Consider the following 16,870-nt stretch of genomic DNA (forward strand, 5'->3'; position numbering starts at 1 on the left):
GCCGGGCCCCGCGACATGCTGGCCTCCCCTGCACGGAGACCCGCCATGGCTGCGAAGAAATCGACCTGGGCCAAGTTCCCGCACGAGGCCAAGGCCTTTGACCAGGCCGGCGACAAGCTGAAAAAGGCCTGGCCGTCGCTGCATGCCGGGGACTGCGAGCCCTTCCCCGACGACAAGCGTGCCGCCGCCCTGATCAAGGCGGCCGGCAAGGCCGCGCCGAAGGGGCTGGACGCCGCCGCGCTGTCCGAAGCGCTGCAGGACGCGTGGCGCGCCTTCCACCGCGGTGATTTCCAGCAGGCGTTCGAAGCGGGCTCGGCCCTCGGCCCGGTCGGCGCCTCTGTCGCCTGCAAGGCGCTGGCCATCCACGCGACGCACCTGGTCGAGGACGAGGACGAGCAGCTCGCGCGCTACGAGCAGGCCGGGAAGCTGGCCGAGGCCGCGGTGGCGGCGCTGCCGGACGAGGCCAACAGCCACTACCGCTATGCCCACGCAATGGGCCGCTACAGCCAGGGCATCTCGATCGCCAAGGCCCTGAAGATGGGCCTGGCCACGAAGGTCAGGAAAGCGCTTGAAGCGACGCTCGAGCTCGCGCCCAAGCACGCCGAGGCGCACACCGCGCTGGGCCTCTACCACGCCGAGATCATCAGCAAGATCGGCGCCCTGGTCGGCGGCATGACCTACGGCGCCAAGGCCAGCGAGGCCGAGAAGCACCTGGCCACGGCGCTCAAACTGACGCCCGACTCCCCCATCGCCCACTTCGAGCACGGCAACCTGCTGCTGCTCCTGCACGGCGACAAGAAGGAAGACGCCGCCGCCACTGCGTACGAAAAGGCCGGCAAGCTCAAGCCCAAGGACGCGATGGAAAAGCTCGACGCCGAGTTCGCCAAGGCCCAGCTCGAATAATCCGGCGCAAAAAAATGGCCACCCGGAGGTGGCCATTTCCCTGAAACTGGTGGGCGGTACAGGGCTTGAACCTGTGACCCTCGCCGTGTGAAAGCGATGCTCTACCGCTGAGCTAACCGCCCGGAAGAGAGCGCGAATCTTACGTGTCCCGCCCCCGGGCGGTCAAGAACGCGGCTCACTGCTGCTTGCTGGCCTGCATTTCCGAGGCCTTGGCGGGGGGTGAGAAGGATTCCGCCCGGGCCTGGTCCCAGAACACCTGGAACACCGGGTGCTCGGGCACGGCCTCGAGCAGCTGCCCCGGCGGCACGAAGTGGTGCAGCTTCGCCAGCGCGCGCACCTCGGTGGACGAGACCCGGCGGATGATGTGCTCCGGCCCGATCTCCAGCGGGTGGCGCAGGCCGGCGGCGGCCAGCAGCTCCTTCAGCGCCGCCAGCGTGTTGCGGTGGAAATTGGCCACGCGAACCGCCTTGCCGTCCGGGTCCAGCGCCGCCTGCCGGTTCGGGTCCTGGGTGGCGATGCCGGTCGGGCAGCGGTCGGTGTGGCAGCTCTGCGATTGGATGCAGCCCAGCGCGAACATGAAGCCGCGCGCCGCGTTCACCCAGTCCGCGCCCAGCGCCAGCGTGCGGGCGATGTCGAAGGCGGTGACGATCTTGCCGGCCGCGCCGATCCTGATCTTCGAGCGCAGGTCGAGGCCGACCAGGGTGTTGTGCACCAGCAGCAGCGCCTCGCGCATCGGCGCACCCACGTGGTCGGTGAACTCCAGCGGCGCCGCCCCGGTGCCGCCCTCGCCGCCGTCCACCACGATGAAATCGGGCAGGATGCCGGTCTGCTTCATTGCCTTGGCGATCGCGAACCACTCCCACGGGTGGCCTATGGCCAGCTTGAAGCCGGTGGGCTTGCCGCCCGAGAGCGTGCGCAGCCGGTCGATGAACTGCAGCAGTTCGACCGGCGTCGAGAACGCCGAATGCGCCGCCGGCGAATGGCACTCCACGCCTTGCGGCACGCCGCGCGCCGCGGCGATTTCGGCGCTGACCTTGGCCGCCGGCAGGATGCCGCCCTGCCCCGGCTTGGCGCCCTGGCTGAGCTTGAGCTCGATCATCTTCACCTGCGGGTCGCAGGCATTGATGCGGAACTTCTCCTCGTCGAAGCCGCCTTCTGCGTTGCGGCAGCCGAAGTAGCCGGAGCCGATCTCCCACACCAGGTCGCCGCCGTGCTCGCGGTGGTAGCGCGATATCGAGCCTTCGCCGGTGTCATGGTAGAAGCCACCGAGCTTCGCGCCCTGGTTCAGCGCACGGATCGCGTTGGCCGACAGCGAGCCGAAGCTCATCGCCGAGATGTTGAACACGCTGGCCGAATACGGCTGCGCGCGGCCCTCGCCGATGGTGATGCGGAAGTCGTGCGAGTCGATGCGCGTGGGCTGCAGCGAGTGGTTCATCCACTCGTACTTGTCGCCGTAGACATCGCGCTGGGTGCCGAACGGCCGCTTGTCCAGCACGTCCTTCGCCCGCTGGTAAATGATGGCGCGCTGCTGCCGCGAGAAGGGAAGCTCGACCGTGTCCGACTCGATGAAGTACTGCCGAATCTCCGGCCCGATCGATTCCAGCCCGTAGCGAAAGTGCGCCGTGACCGGGAAATTGCGCCGCAGGGCCTGCTTGCGCTGCAGCAGGTCCCAGGTTCCCAGCAGTGAAAGCCCACCGAAGATGGCCAGCCCCCAGCCTGCGATCGGCGTCAGCGTCACCGCATAGCCGAAGGCGATCGTCAGGAGCAGGCAGGCAGCGAACGGCCAATAGCGGGAAGGCAGCATGGGCAGCTCCGGTTCAGGCGGTGGGGCGTGACTTGAGCACGCGGTAGACGTCCCAGAAACCAACGACGGCGATGCCCGCGATCACCAGGTAGACCGACTGCACGACGAGGCTCGCCGCCCAGGCCATGTCGCCGTCGCCCATGTCCACGGCCCGGTAGACCCACGGCACCGTCCAGCGCGCGAGGATGCCGGCGACGAAGCTGGCGGCCACGATGGCGAACCCAAGGATGCGCGTTCGCTGCCAGCACGCCGCCAGAAGCAGCACCGCCGCCAGGTCCACCGCGAAATACAGCAACCCCATCAGCCACATCGACATCGCCGCGCTACTCCCCTGCGTGCGTGGTGCCCGGGGTGGGGGTCGAACCCACATGGCCTCGCGGCCGGGGGATTTTAAGTCCCATGCGTCTACCAGTTTCGCCACCCGGGCGTCTCGCGATGGTGCCGCATGCGGGCGTGCGTCGCCAGCGCGGGCAAAAAAAAGCCCCGCCAGAGCGGGGCTTTGAACACTGGAGGCCGAGGTCGGAATTGAACCGGCGTACGCGGATTTGCAGTCCGCTGCATAACCACTCTGCCACCCGGCCGGATAGCGTTGCCGGAAGCTTAGCGCGTCCGACGGCGGTTGCCACCGCCTTAAAAAACAAAACCCCGGCGGGCGGGGTTTTGTCTGGAACTGGAGCGGGAAACGAGACTCGAACTCGCGACCCCGACCTTGGCAAGGTCGTGCTCTACCAACTGAGCTATTCCCGCAAGAGACGCGCATTTTGGGGGAAGGCCCGGAGGGTGTCAACACCCTTTTTCAATTCAGCCCTTCTTCCGCATGGTCGGCCAGGCCGCGTGCAGGTAGTCGAAGCCCGACCACAGGGTCAGGGCCGCCGCGATCGCCAGCAGCCACTCGCCGATCCGGAACACCGGCAGGCCCAGCAGGTCTTCCTGGAACAGCAGGCAGCTGATGGCCACCATCTGCACGATGGTCTTGAGCTTGCCCAGCGCCGCGACCTTGACCAGGCCGTGCGCGCCTACCTGCGCCATCCACTCGCGCAGGGCCGAGATGGTGATCTCGCGGCCGATGATCACGGCGCTGAGCAGGGCCATCCACGGGGTGTCGTGCCGCTCCACGACCAGCAGCAGCGCGAAGGCCACCGTCAGTTTGTCGGCCACGGGGTCGAGGAAGGCGCCGAAGGCCGAGTACATGCCGTAGCGCCGGGCGATCCAGCCGTCGAGCCAGTCGGTGAGCGCGCCGAAGATGAAGATGCCGGCGACCGCGAGGTTGGTCCAGCCGTACGGCAGGTAGAACACGACCACCATCACCGGGATCAGCAGGATCCGCATCAGCGTCAGCATGGTGGGGATGGTGAGGGTCACGGTGTCCTGCTCAGGCTTCGTTCCGGGGCGATTGTGCCTCAAGACCGTGCAGGGCGGCGTAGATGCGCTGGGCCAGCGCGTCGTTGACGCCCTCGACGCGGGCGATTTCCTCGGCGCCCGCGGCCTTGAGACCGGCCAGGCCGCCGAAGTGCTTGAGCAGGCTGGCGCGCCGGCGCGGGCCGATGCCGGGGATGTCCTCGAGCCGGCTGGTCTCGCGTGTTTTCTGGCGCTTGCCGCGGTGGCCAGTGATGGCGAAGCGGTGGGCCTCGTCGCGAACCTGCTGCACCAACTGCAGGCCCGGCGACGCCGCGCCCGGACGCAGCTCGCGGCCGTCGGGCAGCACCAGCGCCTCGTGGCCGGCGCGGCGCGCCTCGCCCTTGGCCACCCCGACCATGGCCACGCCCTGCACGCCCAGTTCGTCCAGCACCGCGCGGGCCTGGGCCAACTGGCCGGCGCCACCGTCGATCAGCAGCAGGTCGGGCAGCACCCCCTCTTCCACGCCGCGACGGAACCGGCGCTCCAGCGCCTGGTGCATGGCCGCGTAGTCGTCGCCGGGCTCGATGCCGGTGATGTTGTAGCGCCGGTACTGCCCGCGCACCGGCCCTTCGCCGTCGAACACCACGCACGAGGCCACGGTGGCCTCGCCCATCGTGTGGCTGATGTCGAAGCATTCGATGCGCGTGGGCGGCTCGCCCAGGCCAAGCAGCTCCTGCAGCGACAGCAGCCGCGCGCGTTGGCTGGCGCTGCTGGCGGCCTCGGTGGCCAGGGCCAGGGCCGCGTTCTGTCGGGCAATCTCGAGGTAGCGCGCACGTTCGCCGCGCACCGACGACTTCAGCTCGACCTTGCGCCCGGCCTGCGCACTGAAGACCTCCTGCAGCAGCGCCTCGTCGGCGATGGCGTGGCTGAGCACGATCTCGCGCGGCGGCCGCTGTTCCAGGTAGTACTGCGCCACGAACGCACCCAGCACTTCCTCCGGGCTCTCGGCGCCATTGGGCCGCGGGAAGAAGCTGCGCGTGCCCTGGTTCAGGCCGTTGCGGAAGGCCATCAGCAGCACGCAGGCCGCGCCCTGCTCCATCGCCAGCGCCAGTACGTCCATCTCGACCTGCTCGCCCTCGACGTACTGGCGGGCCTGGATCTTGCGGATGCCGGCGATCTGGTCGCGCAGCACCGCGGCCTGCTCGAACTCGAGCCGCTGGCTGGCCTCGTCCATCGCCCTGCCCAGTTCGTCCACCAGCTCGCTGCTGCGGCCCTCCAGGAACAGCACGGCGCGGCGCACGGTGGCGTCGTACTCGCGGGTGGGCACCAGGCCGACGCAGGGCGCGCTGCAGCGGCCGATCTGGTGCTGCAGGCAGGGCCGGCTGCGGTTGCGGAACACGCTGTCCTCGCAGCTGCGCAGCTTGAACAGCTTGAACATCAGGTCCAGCGTCTCGCGCACCGCACCCGAGCTCGGATAAGGCCCGAAGTAGCGGCCCGCCATCGCCCGCGGCCCGCGGTGGTAGCCCAGCTTCGGCCAGGTCTCGTCGGTGAGCAGGATGTGCGGGTAACTCTTGTCGTCGCGCAGCAGCACGTTGTAGCGCGGGCGCAGCGACTTGATCAGCTGGTTCTCGAGGATCAGCGCCTCGCTCTCGGTGCGCGTCACCGTCACTTCGATGCGGGCGATCTGCGCCACCATCAGCGCGATCCGCCGCGACGGCAACTCCTTGAGGAAATAGCTGCCGACGCGCTTCTTCAGCGACAGCGCCTTGCCGATGTAGAGCACCTGCCCGTCCGCGCCGTACATGCGATAGACGCCGGGCGCGGGGGTCAGGTCGCGGACGAAGGCCTTGCCGTCGAACGGGGCCGGCGCCTCGCCGGCGGGCGGTTTCGCCTCGGCGGTCATTCGCCGATCGGCAGGCGGCCGAGCTTGCCGCTGGCCAGGTCGAAGCGCAGCACTTCGTGTGCGCCGGTGTTGGCGATCCACAGCGAACCGGCGCCGGCGGCGAGCGCGGCCGGCTGGTCCAGCGGCTGCGGCAGGTCGTGCGTGCTCATGTCGCCCCCGCCCAGGCGCAGCCTGCGCAGGCTGCCGTTGTAGCTGTCGGCGACCCACAGCACCGGCGAGCCCGGATCAAGCGCCAGCGCCATCGGCAGCTGCATGCGGGCCTCGCGGCGCTGGCCGTCGTGCTCGCCGAATTCATACAGCCCCTGCCCGACCAGCGTCTGCACCTGGCCCTGCGCGACCTGGATGGCGCGGATGGCGGAGGTGGCCGAATCGGCGACGTACAGCGTCTGCTGCACCAGGGCCAGCCCGGTCGGGTGCGCGAACATCGCGCTGCGCACCGGGCCATCGACGATGCCCAGCTCGCCGGTGCCGGCCAGCAGGCGCAGGCGGGCCTGGGCCAGGTCGTATTCCCAGACCTGGTTGCTGCCGGCCATGGCCAGGTACAGGCGGTCCAGGGTGCCGGTGACGTCGCACGGCTGGTTCAATGACAGCGTGGCGTCGCCGACCTGCTGGCCTTCGCGCACCGGGCCGGGGCGGCCGTTGCCGAGCACGGTCTCAACCGCGCCGTCGAGCAGGCGGATGCGGCGCAGGGCGTGGTTGCCGGCGTCGGCGACGTAAAGCGATTCGCGGACGAGGCACATGCCGCGCGGATTCCGGAACGCGGCGATGTCGGCCGGACCGTCGAGGTAGTCGCCGTGCCCGGTGCCGAACTCGCGCAGCACCCGCCCCGAGTGCGTGCACTCGAGGATGCGGTGGTGGCTGGTATCGGCGACGTAAAGATGGTTTTCGCCCACGGCCAGGCCGGCCGGAAAGGCCAGCGGCAGCCGCGATTCGCCACCCGTGCGGCGCGGCGGTTCGACCGGGCGCACGGCGCCACCCACTTCATCGATCAGGCCGGCGATGGCGGCGTCCAGCGCCGGGCCCTGGTGGTCGCCGGCCAGCACCTGGCGCAGGCGGCCGCGGGTATCCACCAGCGCCACCGACGGCCAGGACTGGATGCCGTAGTGCTGCCACGCGCTCCAAGCGCGGTCGTTGGCTACCGGGAAGGTCAGGCCAAGGCGATTGGCGGCCTTGAGCACCAGCCGGCCATCAAGCTCGGAGTCGAACTTGGGCTGGTGGATGCCCAGCACCGACAGCGCCACCGGGTAGCGCGCCTGCAGGCGCATCAGCTCGTCGAGCAGGTTGTGGCAGTACGCCGAAGCGGCGTTCCAGAACACCAGCGCCAGCACGTGTCCCTGCTGCGCGGCGACCGACTGGCGGTCGGCGTTGAGCCACTGCAGGCTCGGCGACAGTTCGGGAGCGGCTTGCTGGGCCTGCGACATGGGGGGCTTCCGTCCGGGGGTCGCGGCATTATGCCTGCGGCGCGAGTTTGCGCAGCAGGCCTTGCGCGGCGGCGCGCGCGAGGTGGCAGGTGGCGTCGAAGCCTGCGGCATTGCCGTAGTAAGGATCGGGCACGTCTTCATCCGCTACCCCGCACCAGGCCAGGGCCAGGTGGAGTTCAGCGCGGTTGTCGGCAGGGGCGTGCTGGTGCAGCCAGCGCAGGTTGTCGCGGTCGGCGGCAAGGATCAGGTCGAAGGCGTGGAAATCCCCGGGCTGCACGGCGCGGGCCCGCTGCCCCCGGATGTCGATGCCATGGCGGGCGGCGGCCGCGATGGCGCGCGGGTCCGGTGGTTCACCCGCGTGCCAGCCGCCGGTACCGGCGGAATCGAGGCGAACGCGATGCCCCTGCCCGGCCGTCGCCAGGACGTGGCGCGCCCAGCCTTCCAGCAGCGGCGAGCGGCAAATATTCCCCATGCAAACAAACAATATATTCAATAGGATAGGTTAACTATCTAATCTAAATTATTGGAAAGGGCGCGACGCTCGGCCCGGGCCAGGTCGGCCTCGGTATCCACGCCCGGCGGGAACGGAACCGGGGCCAGGCCGACCGCGATGCGGTGGCCGGCCTCGAGCACACGCAGCTGTTCCAGCGCCTCGAGCTGTTCCAGCCGGCCCGGCGGCAGCGCGGCGAAGCGGCGCAGGAAGCCGGCGCGGTAGGCGTAGATGCCGATATGCCGCAGTGCCGCGGACGGATCGGCGCCCAGGCGATCACGTGCAAACTGGTCGCGCTGCCAGGGAATCGGCGCGCGACTGAAGTACATCGCGAGGCCATTCGCATCCCGCACCAGCTTCACCGCATTGGAGTCGAACAGCGTGTCGCTGTCTTCGACCGGCGTGCCGAGCGTGGCCATCTCGACGGTGGATGCGGCCAGGGTCTCGGCCACGGCGCGGATGCCCTCGGGCGGCGCGAAGGGCTCGTCGCCCTGCAGGTTCACCACGATCTGGTCGTCGGCCCAGCCGAGCTGGTCGGCGCACTCGGCGAGGCGATCGGTGCCGGAGGCGTGGTCGGCGCGGGTCATGCACACCCGCAGCGGCTCGCCGGCCAGGGCGTCGGCGACACGGGCGTCATCGGTGGCGACGACCACCTCGCGGGCGCCGGCGGCGAGTGCCCGACGGGCCACGTGCACGACCATCGGCACGCCAGCGATCAGGCGCAGCGGCTTGCCTGGCAGGCGACTGGCGCCGAAGCGGGCCGGGATGGCGACGATGAAATCAGGCGGGGTCATGGGGCGGGCTCCAATCGGCCAAGCGCTGCTGCAGGGTGGTGAACAAGGCATCGGGGAGCGCGGCGCGGACCGGCACGGCCCAAGCATCCGGCAGGTCGAAGGCGGCGCACTTCACCGCATCCTTCTCGGTCATCAGGCGCGGGGCCGGTGGCTCGAAGGCCAGCTCGGCCGCGCTGAAACCGTGGTGGTCCGGGAACGGGTGTTCGACCGGCGCGAGCCCTTCGGCGCGCAGCGCGTCGAAGAAGCGCGCCGGGTGGCCGATGCCGGCGATGGCGTGCACCGGCTGAGCGGCGAATTCGGCCAGCGGGCGCGATGCGCCGCCGGCCAGCGGAACCGCCTCGCCCAGCGCCAGCTGCATCGGCCATTCGCCGGGTGCGGCCTGGCCGCCGTTGGCGATGCGATGGTCGACGCGACGACCGGCGGGTTCGCGCAGCGGCCCGGCGGGAATGAGGCGGCCATTGCCGTGCCGGCGTTCGCCGTCCACGACCTCGATCTCGATGTCGCGGCCAAGGCGAAGGTGCTGCAGGCCGTCGTCGGCGATCACCAGGTTGCAGCCCTCGGCCAGCAGGCGCTTGGCCGCGGCCACGCGGTCGCGGTCCACGAATACCGGCAGCCCGGTCTGGCGCGCGATCAGCAGTGGTTCGTCGCCGCATTCGGAAGCGGCCATGCCCGGCGTGACGCGCACCGGGGCGCGCGAGCGGCGGCCGTAGCCGCGGCTGACGATGCCGGGACGCCAGCCGCGCTCGGCCAGGCCGCGCGCCAACGCGATGGTGAGCGGCGTCTTGCCGCTGCCGCCGGCCACCAGGTTGCCCACCACGATCACCGGCACCGGCAGCCGGTGCACGCGCTTCCAGCCGCGCCGGTAAAGCCAGGCACGCAGCGACACGAGGCTCCCGTACAGCAGCGCCAGCGCACGCAGGCCGGGGCCCGGCGCCACGCCGCCGTACCAGCGCCGCAGCAGCCAGTCCGCCAGCGCGGCCTTCACCCGGCCTCCGTCTCGCGGAACTGCATGCGGTGCAGGTGGGCGTACAGGCCGCCGCGCGCCAGCAGTTCGGCGTGGGTGCCCTGCTCCACCAGCTTGCCGGCGTCGAGCACCAGGACCTGGTCGGCATGCTCGACGGTGGACAGGCGGTGCGCGATCACCAGCGTGGTGTGCTCGGGGATCAGGCGGTTGAGCGCATCCTGCACCAGCCGCTCGGACTCGGTGTCGAGCGCGGCGGTCGCTTCGTCCAGGATCAGGATCGGCGCGTCCTTGAGGATGGCGCGGGCGATGGCGAGGCGCTGGCGCTGGCCTCCCGAGAGCAGGCCGCCGTTCTCGCCGATGCGCGCGTCCATGCCGCCCGGCAGGCGGTCGATGAACTCGGCGGCGTTGGCGGCCTCGGCGGCCGCGCGGATCCTGGCCGGATCACCGCCCGCGGCCTGGCCGTAGGCGATGTTGGCGGCGATGCTGTCGTCGAACAGCATCACCCGCTGGCCGACGACGGCGATCTGTCGGCGCAGGTCGACCAGGCGGTACTGTTCGACCGGCACGCCGTCCACCAGCACGGCGCCGGCCGTGGGTTCGTAGAAGCGCGGCAGCAGGCGGATCAGGGTGGACTTTCCGCTGCCCGACCGGCCCACGATCGCCGTGACCGTGCCCGGCCGTGCGCGGAAGGAGATGCCCGACAGCGCCGGCGCCTCCTGGCCCGGGTAGCTGACCGACACGTCGCGGAACTCGATCTCGCCGCGGGCGTGCAGCAGCGGCATCGTGCCGCGGTCGGGTTCGTCGGGTTCATCGAGGATGGCGAACAGGCGGTCGGCGGCGGCCACGCCGCGCTGCACGAGGCTCTGCACGTTGGTGATGCGCTTTAGCGAAGGCAGCATCGCCATCATCGCCGTGAGCATGGCGACGAAGCTGCCGGCGTCCATCCGGCCCTTGGCGGCTTCGCTGCCGGCCACCAGCAGGATCACCGCCAACGCGGTGGCGGCCAGCACCTGCACCACCGAGGAGGCCGCCGCGCGGGTGGACTCGACCTTGATGCTCAGGCCCAGGTTGCGGTTGATCAGCGCGGTGTAGCGCGCCAGCTCCGACGCCTGCGCGCCGTAGACCTTCACTTCCTGCTGGGCCGACAGCGCCTGTTCGGCCGACTGCGCCATGTTGGCGACGCCGTCCTGGATGCCGCGGTTGATCTGCCGGTACCGGCGGCCGACCACGCCGGAGATGGCGGCGATCAGCGGCGCCACCACCAGCATCACCAGGGTCACCCGCGGGCTGTACCAGAACATCACGCCCAGCAGGCCGATGATGGTGAGGCTGTCGGTGAGGATGACCTTGATGGCGTCGGAGCTGGCCTGGGTCACCTGCTCGGTGTCGTAGTTCAGGCGCGAGACCATCGAGGGCACCGGCTCGGCGTCGAAGCGCGAACTGGGCAGGCGCAGGTACTTCTCGAGCACCTCGGCGCGCAGGTCGCGCACCACGCTGCGGCCGGCGCGGGCCATGCCGTAGTCGGTGCAGAACGTGGCCAGGCCGCGCAGCACGAACAGGCCGATGATGACCAGCGGCAGCGTCCAGCGCACCCCGGGGTCGCGATCGACGAAGGTGCCGTTGATCATGGGCTCCATCAGCCAGGTGAAGGCCGAGGCCGCGGCCGCCTCCAGCACCATGCCGACGCCGGCGGCGCCCAGGAAGAACGAATACTTTTTCGCCCGCCCCAGCAGGCGGCGGTAGACGGCCCAGGCCGAGGTCTCGGGCTGGCTCAAGGCGTGGCCTCGGGGGTGGTGGCGATCGAGATCTTGCGGAAGCCGGCCTGGCCCAGCGCGTCCATCGCCGTCACCACCGACTGGTGCGGTGTGCGGGCGTCGGCGCGCAGCACCACCGGCCGCTCGCGGTCCTCGCCGGCGACGCGGGTGATGGCTTCGCGCAGCGAACCGACGTCACGCTTGAGCACCTCGTCGTTGCCGATGAAGAAGCGCCCCTCGGCGTCCACCAGGATCGTCAGCGGCTCGCCCGGGTCGATCTCGGAGTTCGCCTGCGACTGCGGCAACACCAGCTTCAACGCCGAGCGCTGGTCGAAGGTGGTGGTGACCACCAGGAAGATGATCAGGCAGAAGACGACGTCGATCAGGGAGACCAGGTTGATCTCCGGCTCGTCCGGAACCCGGCCGGTGCTCAGCCTCATGCTTCGCTCCGCTTCGCGCGCGGGGCCTTCGCCGGCGGCGGCGCCGAGCCCTCGTCGAGCGCGTCGAGCAGCGCGGTGGCCTGCTTCTCCATGTCCACCACGTAGCCGGTGACGCGACCGCGCAGGTAGCGGTGGAACATCACGGCCGGGATCGCCACGCACAGGCCCGCCGCGGTGCTGATCAGGGCCTGGCCGATGCCGCCGGCGAGGCGGTTGGCATCGCCCACGCCGGCGGTGAGGATGTCCAGGAACATCTCGATCATGCCGAACACGGTGCCCAGCAGGCCCAGCAGCGGCGTGACGGCGGCGATGGTGCCGAGCGTGTTGAGGAAGCGCTCCATGCGGTGGGCGACGTGGCGGCCGACGTCCTCGATGCGCTCCTTGATCAGTTCGCGCGGGCGGTGGCGGACGTCGAGGCCGGCGGCCAGCAGCTCGCCCAGCGGGGAATTCTTGCGCAGCACGTCGATGTGCTTGGGATCCAGCGCCCGGCCCCGGGCCCAGTCGCGCACTTCCTCGCCCAGGCCGGGCGGCAGCACTTCCTTGCGACGCAGGCTCCAGAATCGCTCCAGGATGATGGCCAGGGCCAGCACCGCCAGGAGGATGATCGGCAGCATCACCCAGCCGCCCGCTTTGATCAGTTCCAGCACGCCTCACCTTTCGGGTTCTTGCCTGGCGATAGCATAGCCTGCCCCGACGGGACCGGCATGGCGCCAGTAGCGCGGGCGGTCCTGGCGCCGGCGTTCACGAAGCTGCACCCCGCCCTCGCCCAGCCGCAGCGCGATCGCACCGCTGCCGGCGCTGTCGTGCAGCGCCACGCCATAGCGGGCGTAGCGGGCCAGCACGAGCGGCTTGGGCAGGCCGAAGCGGTTGCCCTCGCCCACCGCCAGCAAGCCGGTGCCCGGCCGAACGGCGGCGAGGAAGTCGAGGCTCGAGGACGTGTCGCTGCCATGGTGCGGCACCAGCAGCACGTCGGCGCGGATCCGCGCAGGCGGCAGCTTGGCCAGGCGCGCTTCGACGTGGCGGCCGATGTCGCCAGCCAGCAGCGCGTGGTGGCCGCCGGCGCTGATGCGCAGCACGCAGGAGCTGTCGTTGCGCAGGTAGGGAAAGTGCGGCGTCGGATGCAGCACTTCGAAATCCACGCCATCCCATCGCCACCGTTGCCCGGCCACACAGGCCTGCATGCCGGCGCCGGCCCAGCCTTCGGGCGCCATCACCACGGGCGGCGCGTAGGCGCGCCGGACCGCGGGGGCGCCGCCGGCGTGGTCGTTGTCCCCGTGGCTGAGCACCAGGCGGTCGAGTTGCGAAACGCCCAGGGCCCGCAGCGCGGGCACCACCGCGGCTTCGCCCAGGTCAAGGCCATGCGGCGGCGCCGGGCCGGCGTCGTAGAGCAGTGCGTGGTGGCGCGTGCGCACCAGCAGCGCCAGGCCTTGGCCGACGTCGAGCAGGTGCAGGTCGACCTCGCCCGGGGCGGGCTTGTCCAGCGCGGGCCAGAGCAGCGGCAGCAGCACGAGCGCGGCCAGCGGCTTGCCGGGGACCGTTCGCGGCAGCAGCAGCCAGAACGCGCCCAGCAAGGCGAGCGCCGTGGCGGCCAACCCCGGTTCGGGCAGCCAGGCCAGGGCCGGCGGCCAGCGCGAAACCCACTCCAGCGCGTGCCAAAGCCACTGCATCAGGTCCGCGGCCAACTGCCAGCACAGGTCGGCGGCCGCCGGCAGCAGCGGTTCGAAAGCGAGGCCGAGCAAGGCCAGCGGCACCACGACCAGGCTGATCCACGGTATGCCGACCAGGTTCACCAGCGGGCCCGGCAGCGAGGCCTGGCTGAAGAACCACACGCTCAGCGGCAGCAGCCCCAGCATCGCCACCACCTGCGACGCGAGGAAGGGCCGCAGCCACCCTTCGCCCGGACGAAACGGCAGGCACCAGGCCAGCCAGGCGACCCCGAGGAAGCTGAGCCAGAAACCCGGCGCGAGCACGCTGGCCGGATCCGCCACCAGCACGCCGACTGCGGCCAATGCCAGCGACTGCGCCAGGGTTTGCGGCCGGCGCGCCAGGCGGGCCAGCACCACCGCGGCGATCATCAGCAGCGTGCGCACGGTGGGCAGTGCGAACCCGGCGAGCGCGGTGTAGGCGCCCGCCAGCAGCAGGGCGACGAACGCGCTGCCTTGCGGGCGTGGCCACCGGCGCCCCAGCGCGGGGAACATCGCGTAAAGCAGGCGGCCCAGTCCCGCGCCGAAGCCGGCCACGAGGCCGACATGGAATCCCGAGATCGCGATCAGGTGGGTGAGACCGGTGGCGCGCAGCACCTGCCAGTCGTGGTCGTCGAGCCCGCGCGTATCGCCGAGCGCCAACGCCGCGACGAACCGCGCCGCGGGTCCGGGCACTGCGGTGGCGATGCGCTCCGACAGCCCGGCGCGCAACCGGTCGAGGCCACCGCCGGGACCGAGCTGCCGGGCGGCCCCGGCGTCGACGACGTAGCCGGTGGCGGCGATGCGTTGCTCGATGGCGCGCCGCTCGAAGTCGAAGCCGCCGGGATTGAGCAGGCCGCGCGGCGCACGCAGCCGCACCGGCAGTTGCCAGCGGCTGCCGGGTTCGATGACCGGCAGCGCCTGGCCCGGGCGCACGAACCAGCCGAGGCGAAGCTTGCTGCCGGCCGCGAGTCCCGCGGGACCAGCTTCGACCTCGAACTCGAAGCGCACGGCGTCGGACGCCGATACGGGCAGCCCGCGCACCTGTCCAACGACGACCGCGTCCTCGCCCGAGCGCGTCGCCGGCCATTGCGCCTCCAGCGTGGCCCGCCCCTGCAGGCAGGCCAGCGCCAGGCCGATGAGCAAGGCACCGAACAGGCGCGATGGACCCGGCCGCCACCAGGTCCAGAGTCCAAGGCCAAGCACGGCGACCGACGCCGCGTTGCCCGGCAGTCCGGGGAAGCGCTGCACCAGCAGGACGCCTGCGAGCAGGCAGGCGGCCACCGCCGGTCCGCAGCGCGACGGCGCGGCGTCGATGCGGGACGGTTCCTCGCAGGGAACTGGCGGCGCGCGGGGCGACGCCGGCGGTGGCGGCGCACGGCCGCGCAATCCCGCTCAGCCGCGGGCGGGCGCCGTCCGGAGGGAATCAGGCGATGACATCGTCCCCGAGCGGCTGCAGTCGTCCCCGGGTCAGTTCCAGGGTCCGATCCAGTCGCCGCGCCAGGCGGCGATCGTGGGTCACCATGACCAGGGCGGTGCCCAGGTCGCGGTTGAGCTCCAGCATCAAATCGAAGACCGAGGCGGCGGTCTTCTCGTCGAGGTTGCCGGTGGGCTCGTCGCCCAGCACGCAGGCCGGGCGCGTCACCAGGGCGCGCGCGACCGCGGCGCGCTGGCGCTCGCCGCCGGAGAGTTCGCCCGGCTTGTGGCCGAGGCGATGGCCCAGGCCGACGCGCTCGAGCAGCCGCTGCGCGGGTTCCCTCGCCTTTTCGACCGCGTCGCCGCGGATCAGCAGCGGCATCATCACGTTCTCGAGCGCGGTGAACTCCGGCAGCAGGTGGTGGAACTGGTACACGAAGCCCAGGGTCCGGTTGCGCAGCTCGCCACGCTGGCGCTCGCCGAGCGAGAACATGGCTTCCCCGGCGACATGCACCTCGCCCGACGTGGCGTGGTCCAGCCCGCCGAGCAGGTGCAGCAGGGTGCTCTTGCCGGCGCCCGAGGCGCCGACGATGGCCACGGTTTCCCCGCGGCGCACCTCGAGGTCGAGGCCGTCGAAGACCGGCGTGCGCAAGTCGCCCTCTTCGTAGGTCTTGCCCAGCTTCGAGCAGCGGATGACGACGTCCATGCCGGGAACCTTATTCATAGCGAAGCGCCGTGGCCGGGTCGGTGCGCGAGGCGCGCCAGGCCGGGTAGATGGTGGCCAGCAGGCAGAGCACGAAGGCCACGGCGACCACCATGGCGACGTCCGAGGCCTGCACCAGGGTCGGCACGCCGCTGATGTAGTAGACGTCGGACGGCATCAGCTCGGCGCCCAGCAGGCCTTCGAAGAAACGCACCACGTGCGAGAGGTTGCTGGCCAGCAGCACCCCGCCCACCGTGCCCACGGCGATGCCGACGACGCCGATCACCAGCCCCTGCACGATGAAGACCCGCATCACCGCTCCGGGCGACATGCCCAGCGTGCGCAGGATGGCGATATCGGACTGCTTGTCCTGCACCAGCATCACCAGCGACGACACCAGGTTGAAGGCGGCGATGGCGATGACCAGCGTGAGCAGGATGAACATCACCGTCTTCTCCATCTTCAGCGCGCGGAAGAAGTTGGCGTTGTCGCGCATCCAGTCGCGCACCCGGTAATAGCCGTCCATCTTGTCGGACAGGTCGCGCGCCACCGGCCAGGCCTCCCAGAGGTCGTCCAGCTTCAGGCGTACGCCGGTGACGCCCTCGCCCATCCGGCCCAGCCGCTGCGCGTCCTGCAGGTGCACCAGCGCCATGCCGAGGTCGTATTCCTGCGCGCCGGCCTCGAAGATGCCGACCACGTTGAAGCGTTTGGCCCGCGGCAGCGCGCCCAGCGGCGTCACGGTGGATTCGGAAATGAACACATTGACCGCATCGCCCGGGCCCACGCCGAGCAGGATGGCCAGCTCGCGCCCGAGGATGATGTTGAACTCGCCCGGCTGCAGCTGGTCGAGCGAGCCCTGCTTCATCATGCCGGCGATTTCGGACACCTTGGGCTCATGCGACGGCAGCACGCCACGGACGATGGCGCCGCGCCGCTGGCGCCCCTGCAGCAACGCCTCGGTTTCGATGTAGGGCGCGGCGCCGACCACGCGCGGGTCGGCATCGGCCAGCGCGACGGCGCGCGGCCAGTCCTGCAGCGGCCCGTCCACGCCCGAGACGGTGGCGTGCGCCACCATGCCGAGGATGCGGTCGCGCAGTTCCTGCTGGAAGCCGCTCATCACCGAGATGGTGGTGATCAGCGCGATGACGCCGATGATGATGCCCAGGATGGACGCCATCGAGATGAAGGAGATGAAGCCGTTGCGCCGCTTGGCGCGCAGGTAGCGAAGGCCGATCGAGAATGGCAGGGGCTGGAACAT

At 70.8% G+C, this 16,870-nt stretch carries 15 protein-coding genes and 4 tRNA genes; 1 reads left to right on the top strand and 18 read right to left on the bottom strand.

Annotated elements, in window-relative coordinates; all coding sequences use genetic code 11:
- The first annotated feature begins 45 nt into the window (after positions 1-45).
- Positions 46-903 (top strand): hypothetical protein, encoded by an 858-nt coding sequence (locus Q0C12_RS00550; RefSeq protein ID WP_290884693.1) that lies wholly within the window; start codon positions 46-48, stop codon positions 901-903.
- Positions 904-950: 47 nt separating this feature from the next.
- Here Q0C12_RS00550 and Q0C12_RS00555 read toward each other — a convergent pair.
- The 18 genes from Q0C12_RS00555 to Q0C12_RS00640 form a co-directional block, all read right to left on the bottom strand.
- Positions 951-1,025: transfer RNA gene (locus Q0C12_RS00555), tRNA-Val, on the bottom strand.
- A 53-nt stretch (positions 1,026-1,078) separates the two neighbouring features.
- The gene (locus Q0C12_RS00560) at positions 1,079-2,707 is read right to left on the bottom strand and encodes an FMN-binding glutamate synthase family protein (RefSeq protein ID WP_290884696.1); all 1,629 of its coding nucleotides are present in this window, start codon (positions 2,705-2,707) and stop codon (positions 1,079-1,081) included.
- Positions 2,708-2,720: 13 nt separating this feature from the next.
- Positions 2,721-3,023: a hypothetical protein gene (locus tag Q0C12_RS00565; protein WP_290884700.1), complete on the bottom strand. Its 303-nt coding sequence runs from the start codon at positions 3,021-3,023 to the stop codon at positions 2,721-2,723.
- A 24-nt stretch (positions 3,024-3,047) separates the two neighbouring features.
- Positions 3,048-3,134: transfer RNA gene (locus Q0C12_RS00570), tRNA-Leu, on the bottom strand.
- Between the two features lie 80 nt (positions 3,135-3,214).
- Positions 3,215-3,288, bottom strand: a tRNA-Cys gene (locus tag Q0C12_RS00575).
- 90 nt (positions 3,289-3,378) lie between these two features.
- Positions 3,379-3,454, bottom strand: a tRNA-Gly gene (locus tag Q0C12_RS00580).
- Positions 3,455-3,508: 54 nt separating this feature from the next.
- A complete protein-coding gene (gene pgsA, locus Q0C12_RS00585) occupies positions 3,509-4,069 on the bottom strand; it encodes a CDP-diacylglycerol--glycerol-3-phosphate 3-phosphatidyltransferase (RefSeq protein ID WP_290884703.1) in 561 nt (186 codons plus the stop codon).
- 10 nt (positions 4,070-4,079) lie between these two features.
- Positions 4,080-5,948 carry an excinuclease ABC subunit UvrC gene (uvrC, locus tag Q0C12_RS00590; protein WP_290884706.1) on the bottom strand — a complete coding sequence of 623 codons (1,869 nt, stop codon included), beginning with the start codon at positions 5,946-5,948 and terminating at the stop codon, positions 4,080-4,082.
- Positions 5,945-7,369 (bottom strand): hypothetical protein, encoded by a 1,425-nt coding sequence (locus Q0C12_RS00595; RefSeq protein ID WP_290884709.1) that lies wholly within the window; start codon positions 7,367-7,369, stop codon positions 5,945-5,947. The genes uvrC and Q0C12_RS00595 overlap by 4 nt, the downstream gene beginning before the upstream one ends.
- Positions 7,370-7,397: 28 nt before the next feature.
- Positions 7,398-7,862 (bottom strand): low molecular weight protein-tyrosine-phosphatase, encoded by a 465-nt coding sequence (locus tag Q0C12_RS00600; RefSeq protein WP_290884713.1) that lies wholly within the window; start codon positions 7,860-7,862, stop codon positions 7,398-7,400.
- A gap of 17 nt (positions 7,863-7,879) precedes the next feature.
- Positions 7,880-8,653: a 3-deoxy-manno-octulosonate cytidylyltransferase gene (gene kdsB, locus Q0C12_RS00605; RefSeq protein WP_290884716.1), complete on the bottom strand. Its 774-nt coding sequence runs from the start codon at positions 8,651-8,653 to the stop codon at positions 7,880-7,882.
- On the bottom strand, positions 8,640-9,638 hold the full coding sequence (gene lpxK / locus Q0C12_RS00610) for a tetraacyldisaccharide 4'-kinase (RefSeq protein WP_290884719.1): 999 nt from the start codon (positions 9,636-9,638) through the stop codon (positions 8,640-8,642). Before lpxK ends, kdsB begins: the two co-directional genes overlap by 14 nt.
- Entirely contained in the window at positions 9,635-11,392 is a 1,758-nt protein-coding gene (msbA, locus tag Q0C12_RS00615; protein ID WP_290884722.1) for a lipid A export permease/ATP-binding protein MsbA, read from the bottom strand. Before msbA ends, lpxK begins: the two co-directional genes overlap by 4 nt.
- Positions 11,389-11,811, bottom strand: coding sequence for a biopolymer transporter ExbD (locus Q0C12_RS00620; protein ID WP_034211316.1), 423 nt, complete (start codon positions 11,809-11,811; stop codon positions 11,389-11,391). The genes msbA and Q0C12_RS00620 overlap by 4 nt, the downstream gene beginning before the upstream one ends.
- Positions 11,808-12,458, bottom strand: coding sequence for a MotA/TolQ/ExbB proton channel family protein (locus Q0C12_RS00625; protein ID WP_290884726.1), 651 nt, complete (start codon positions 12,456-12,458; stop codon positions 11,808-11,810). Before Q0C12_RS00625 ends, Q0C12_RS00620 begins: the two co-directional genes overlap by 4 nt.
- A gap of 3 nt (positions 12,459-12,461) precedes the next feature.
- Positions 12,462-14,777, bottom strand: coding sequence for a DNA internalization-related competence protein ComEC/Rec2 (locus tag Q0C12_RS00630; protein ID WP_290884729.1), 2,316 nt, complete (start codon positions 14,775-14,777; stop codon positions 12,462-12,464).
- 142 nt (positions 14,778-14,919) lie between these two features.
- The gene (lolD, locus tag Q0C12_RS00635; RefSeq protein WP_290884732.1) at positions 14,920-15,633 is read right to left on the bottom strand and encodes a lipoprotein-releasing ABC transporter ATP-binding protein LolD; all 714 of its coding nucleotides are present in this window, start codon (positions 15,631-15,633) and stop codon (positions 14,920-14,922) included.
- A complete protein-coding gene (locus Q0C12_RS00640) occupies positions 15,626-16,870 on the bottom strand; it encodes a lipoprotein-releasing ABC transporter permease subunit (protein WP_290884735.1) in 1,245 nt (414 codons plus the stop codon). The genes lolD and Q0C12_RS00640 overlap by 8 nt, the downstream gene beginning before the upstream one ends.

The organism is Arenimonas sp. (assembly GCF_022842045.1).
Classification (GTDB): domain Bacteria; phylum Pseudomonadota; class Gammaproteobacteria; order Xanthomonadales; family Xanthomonadaceae; genus Arenimonas.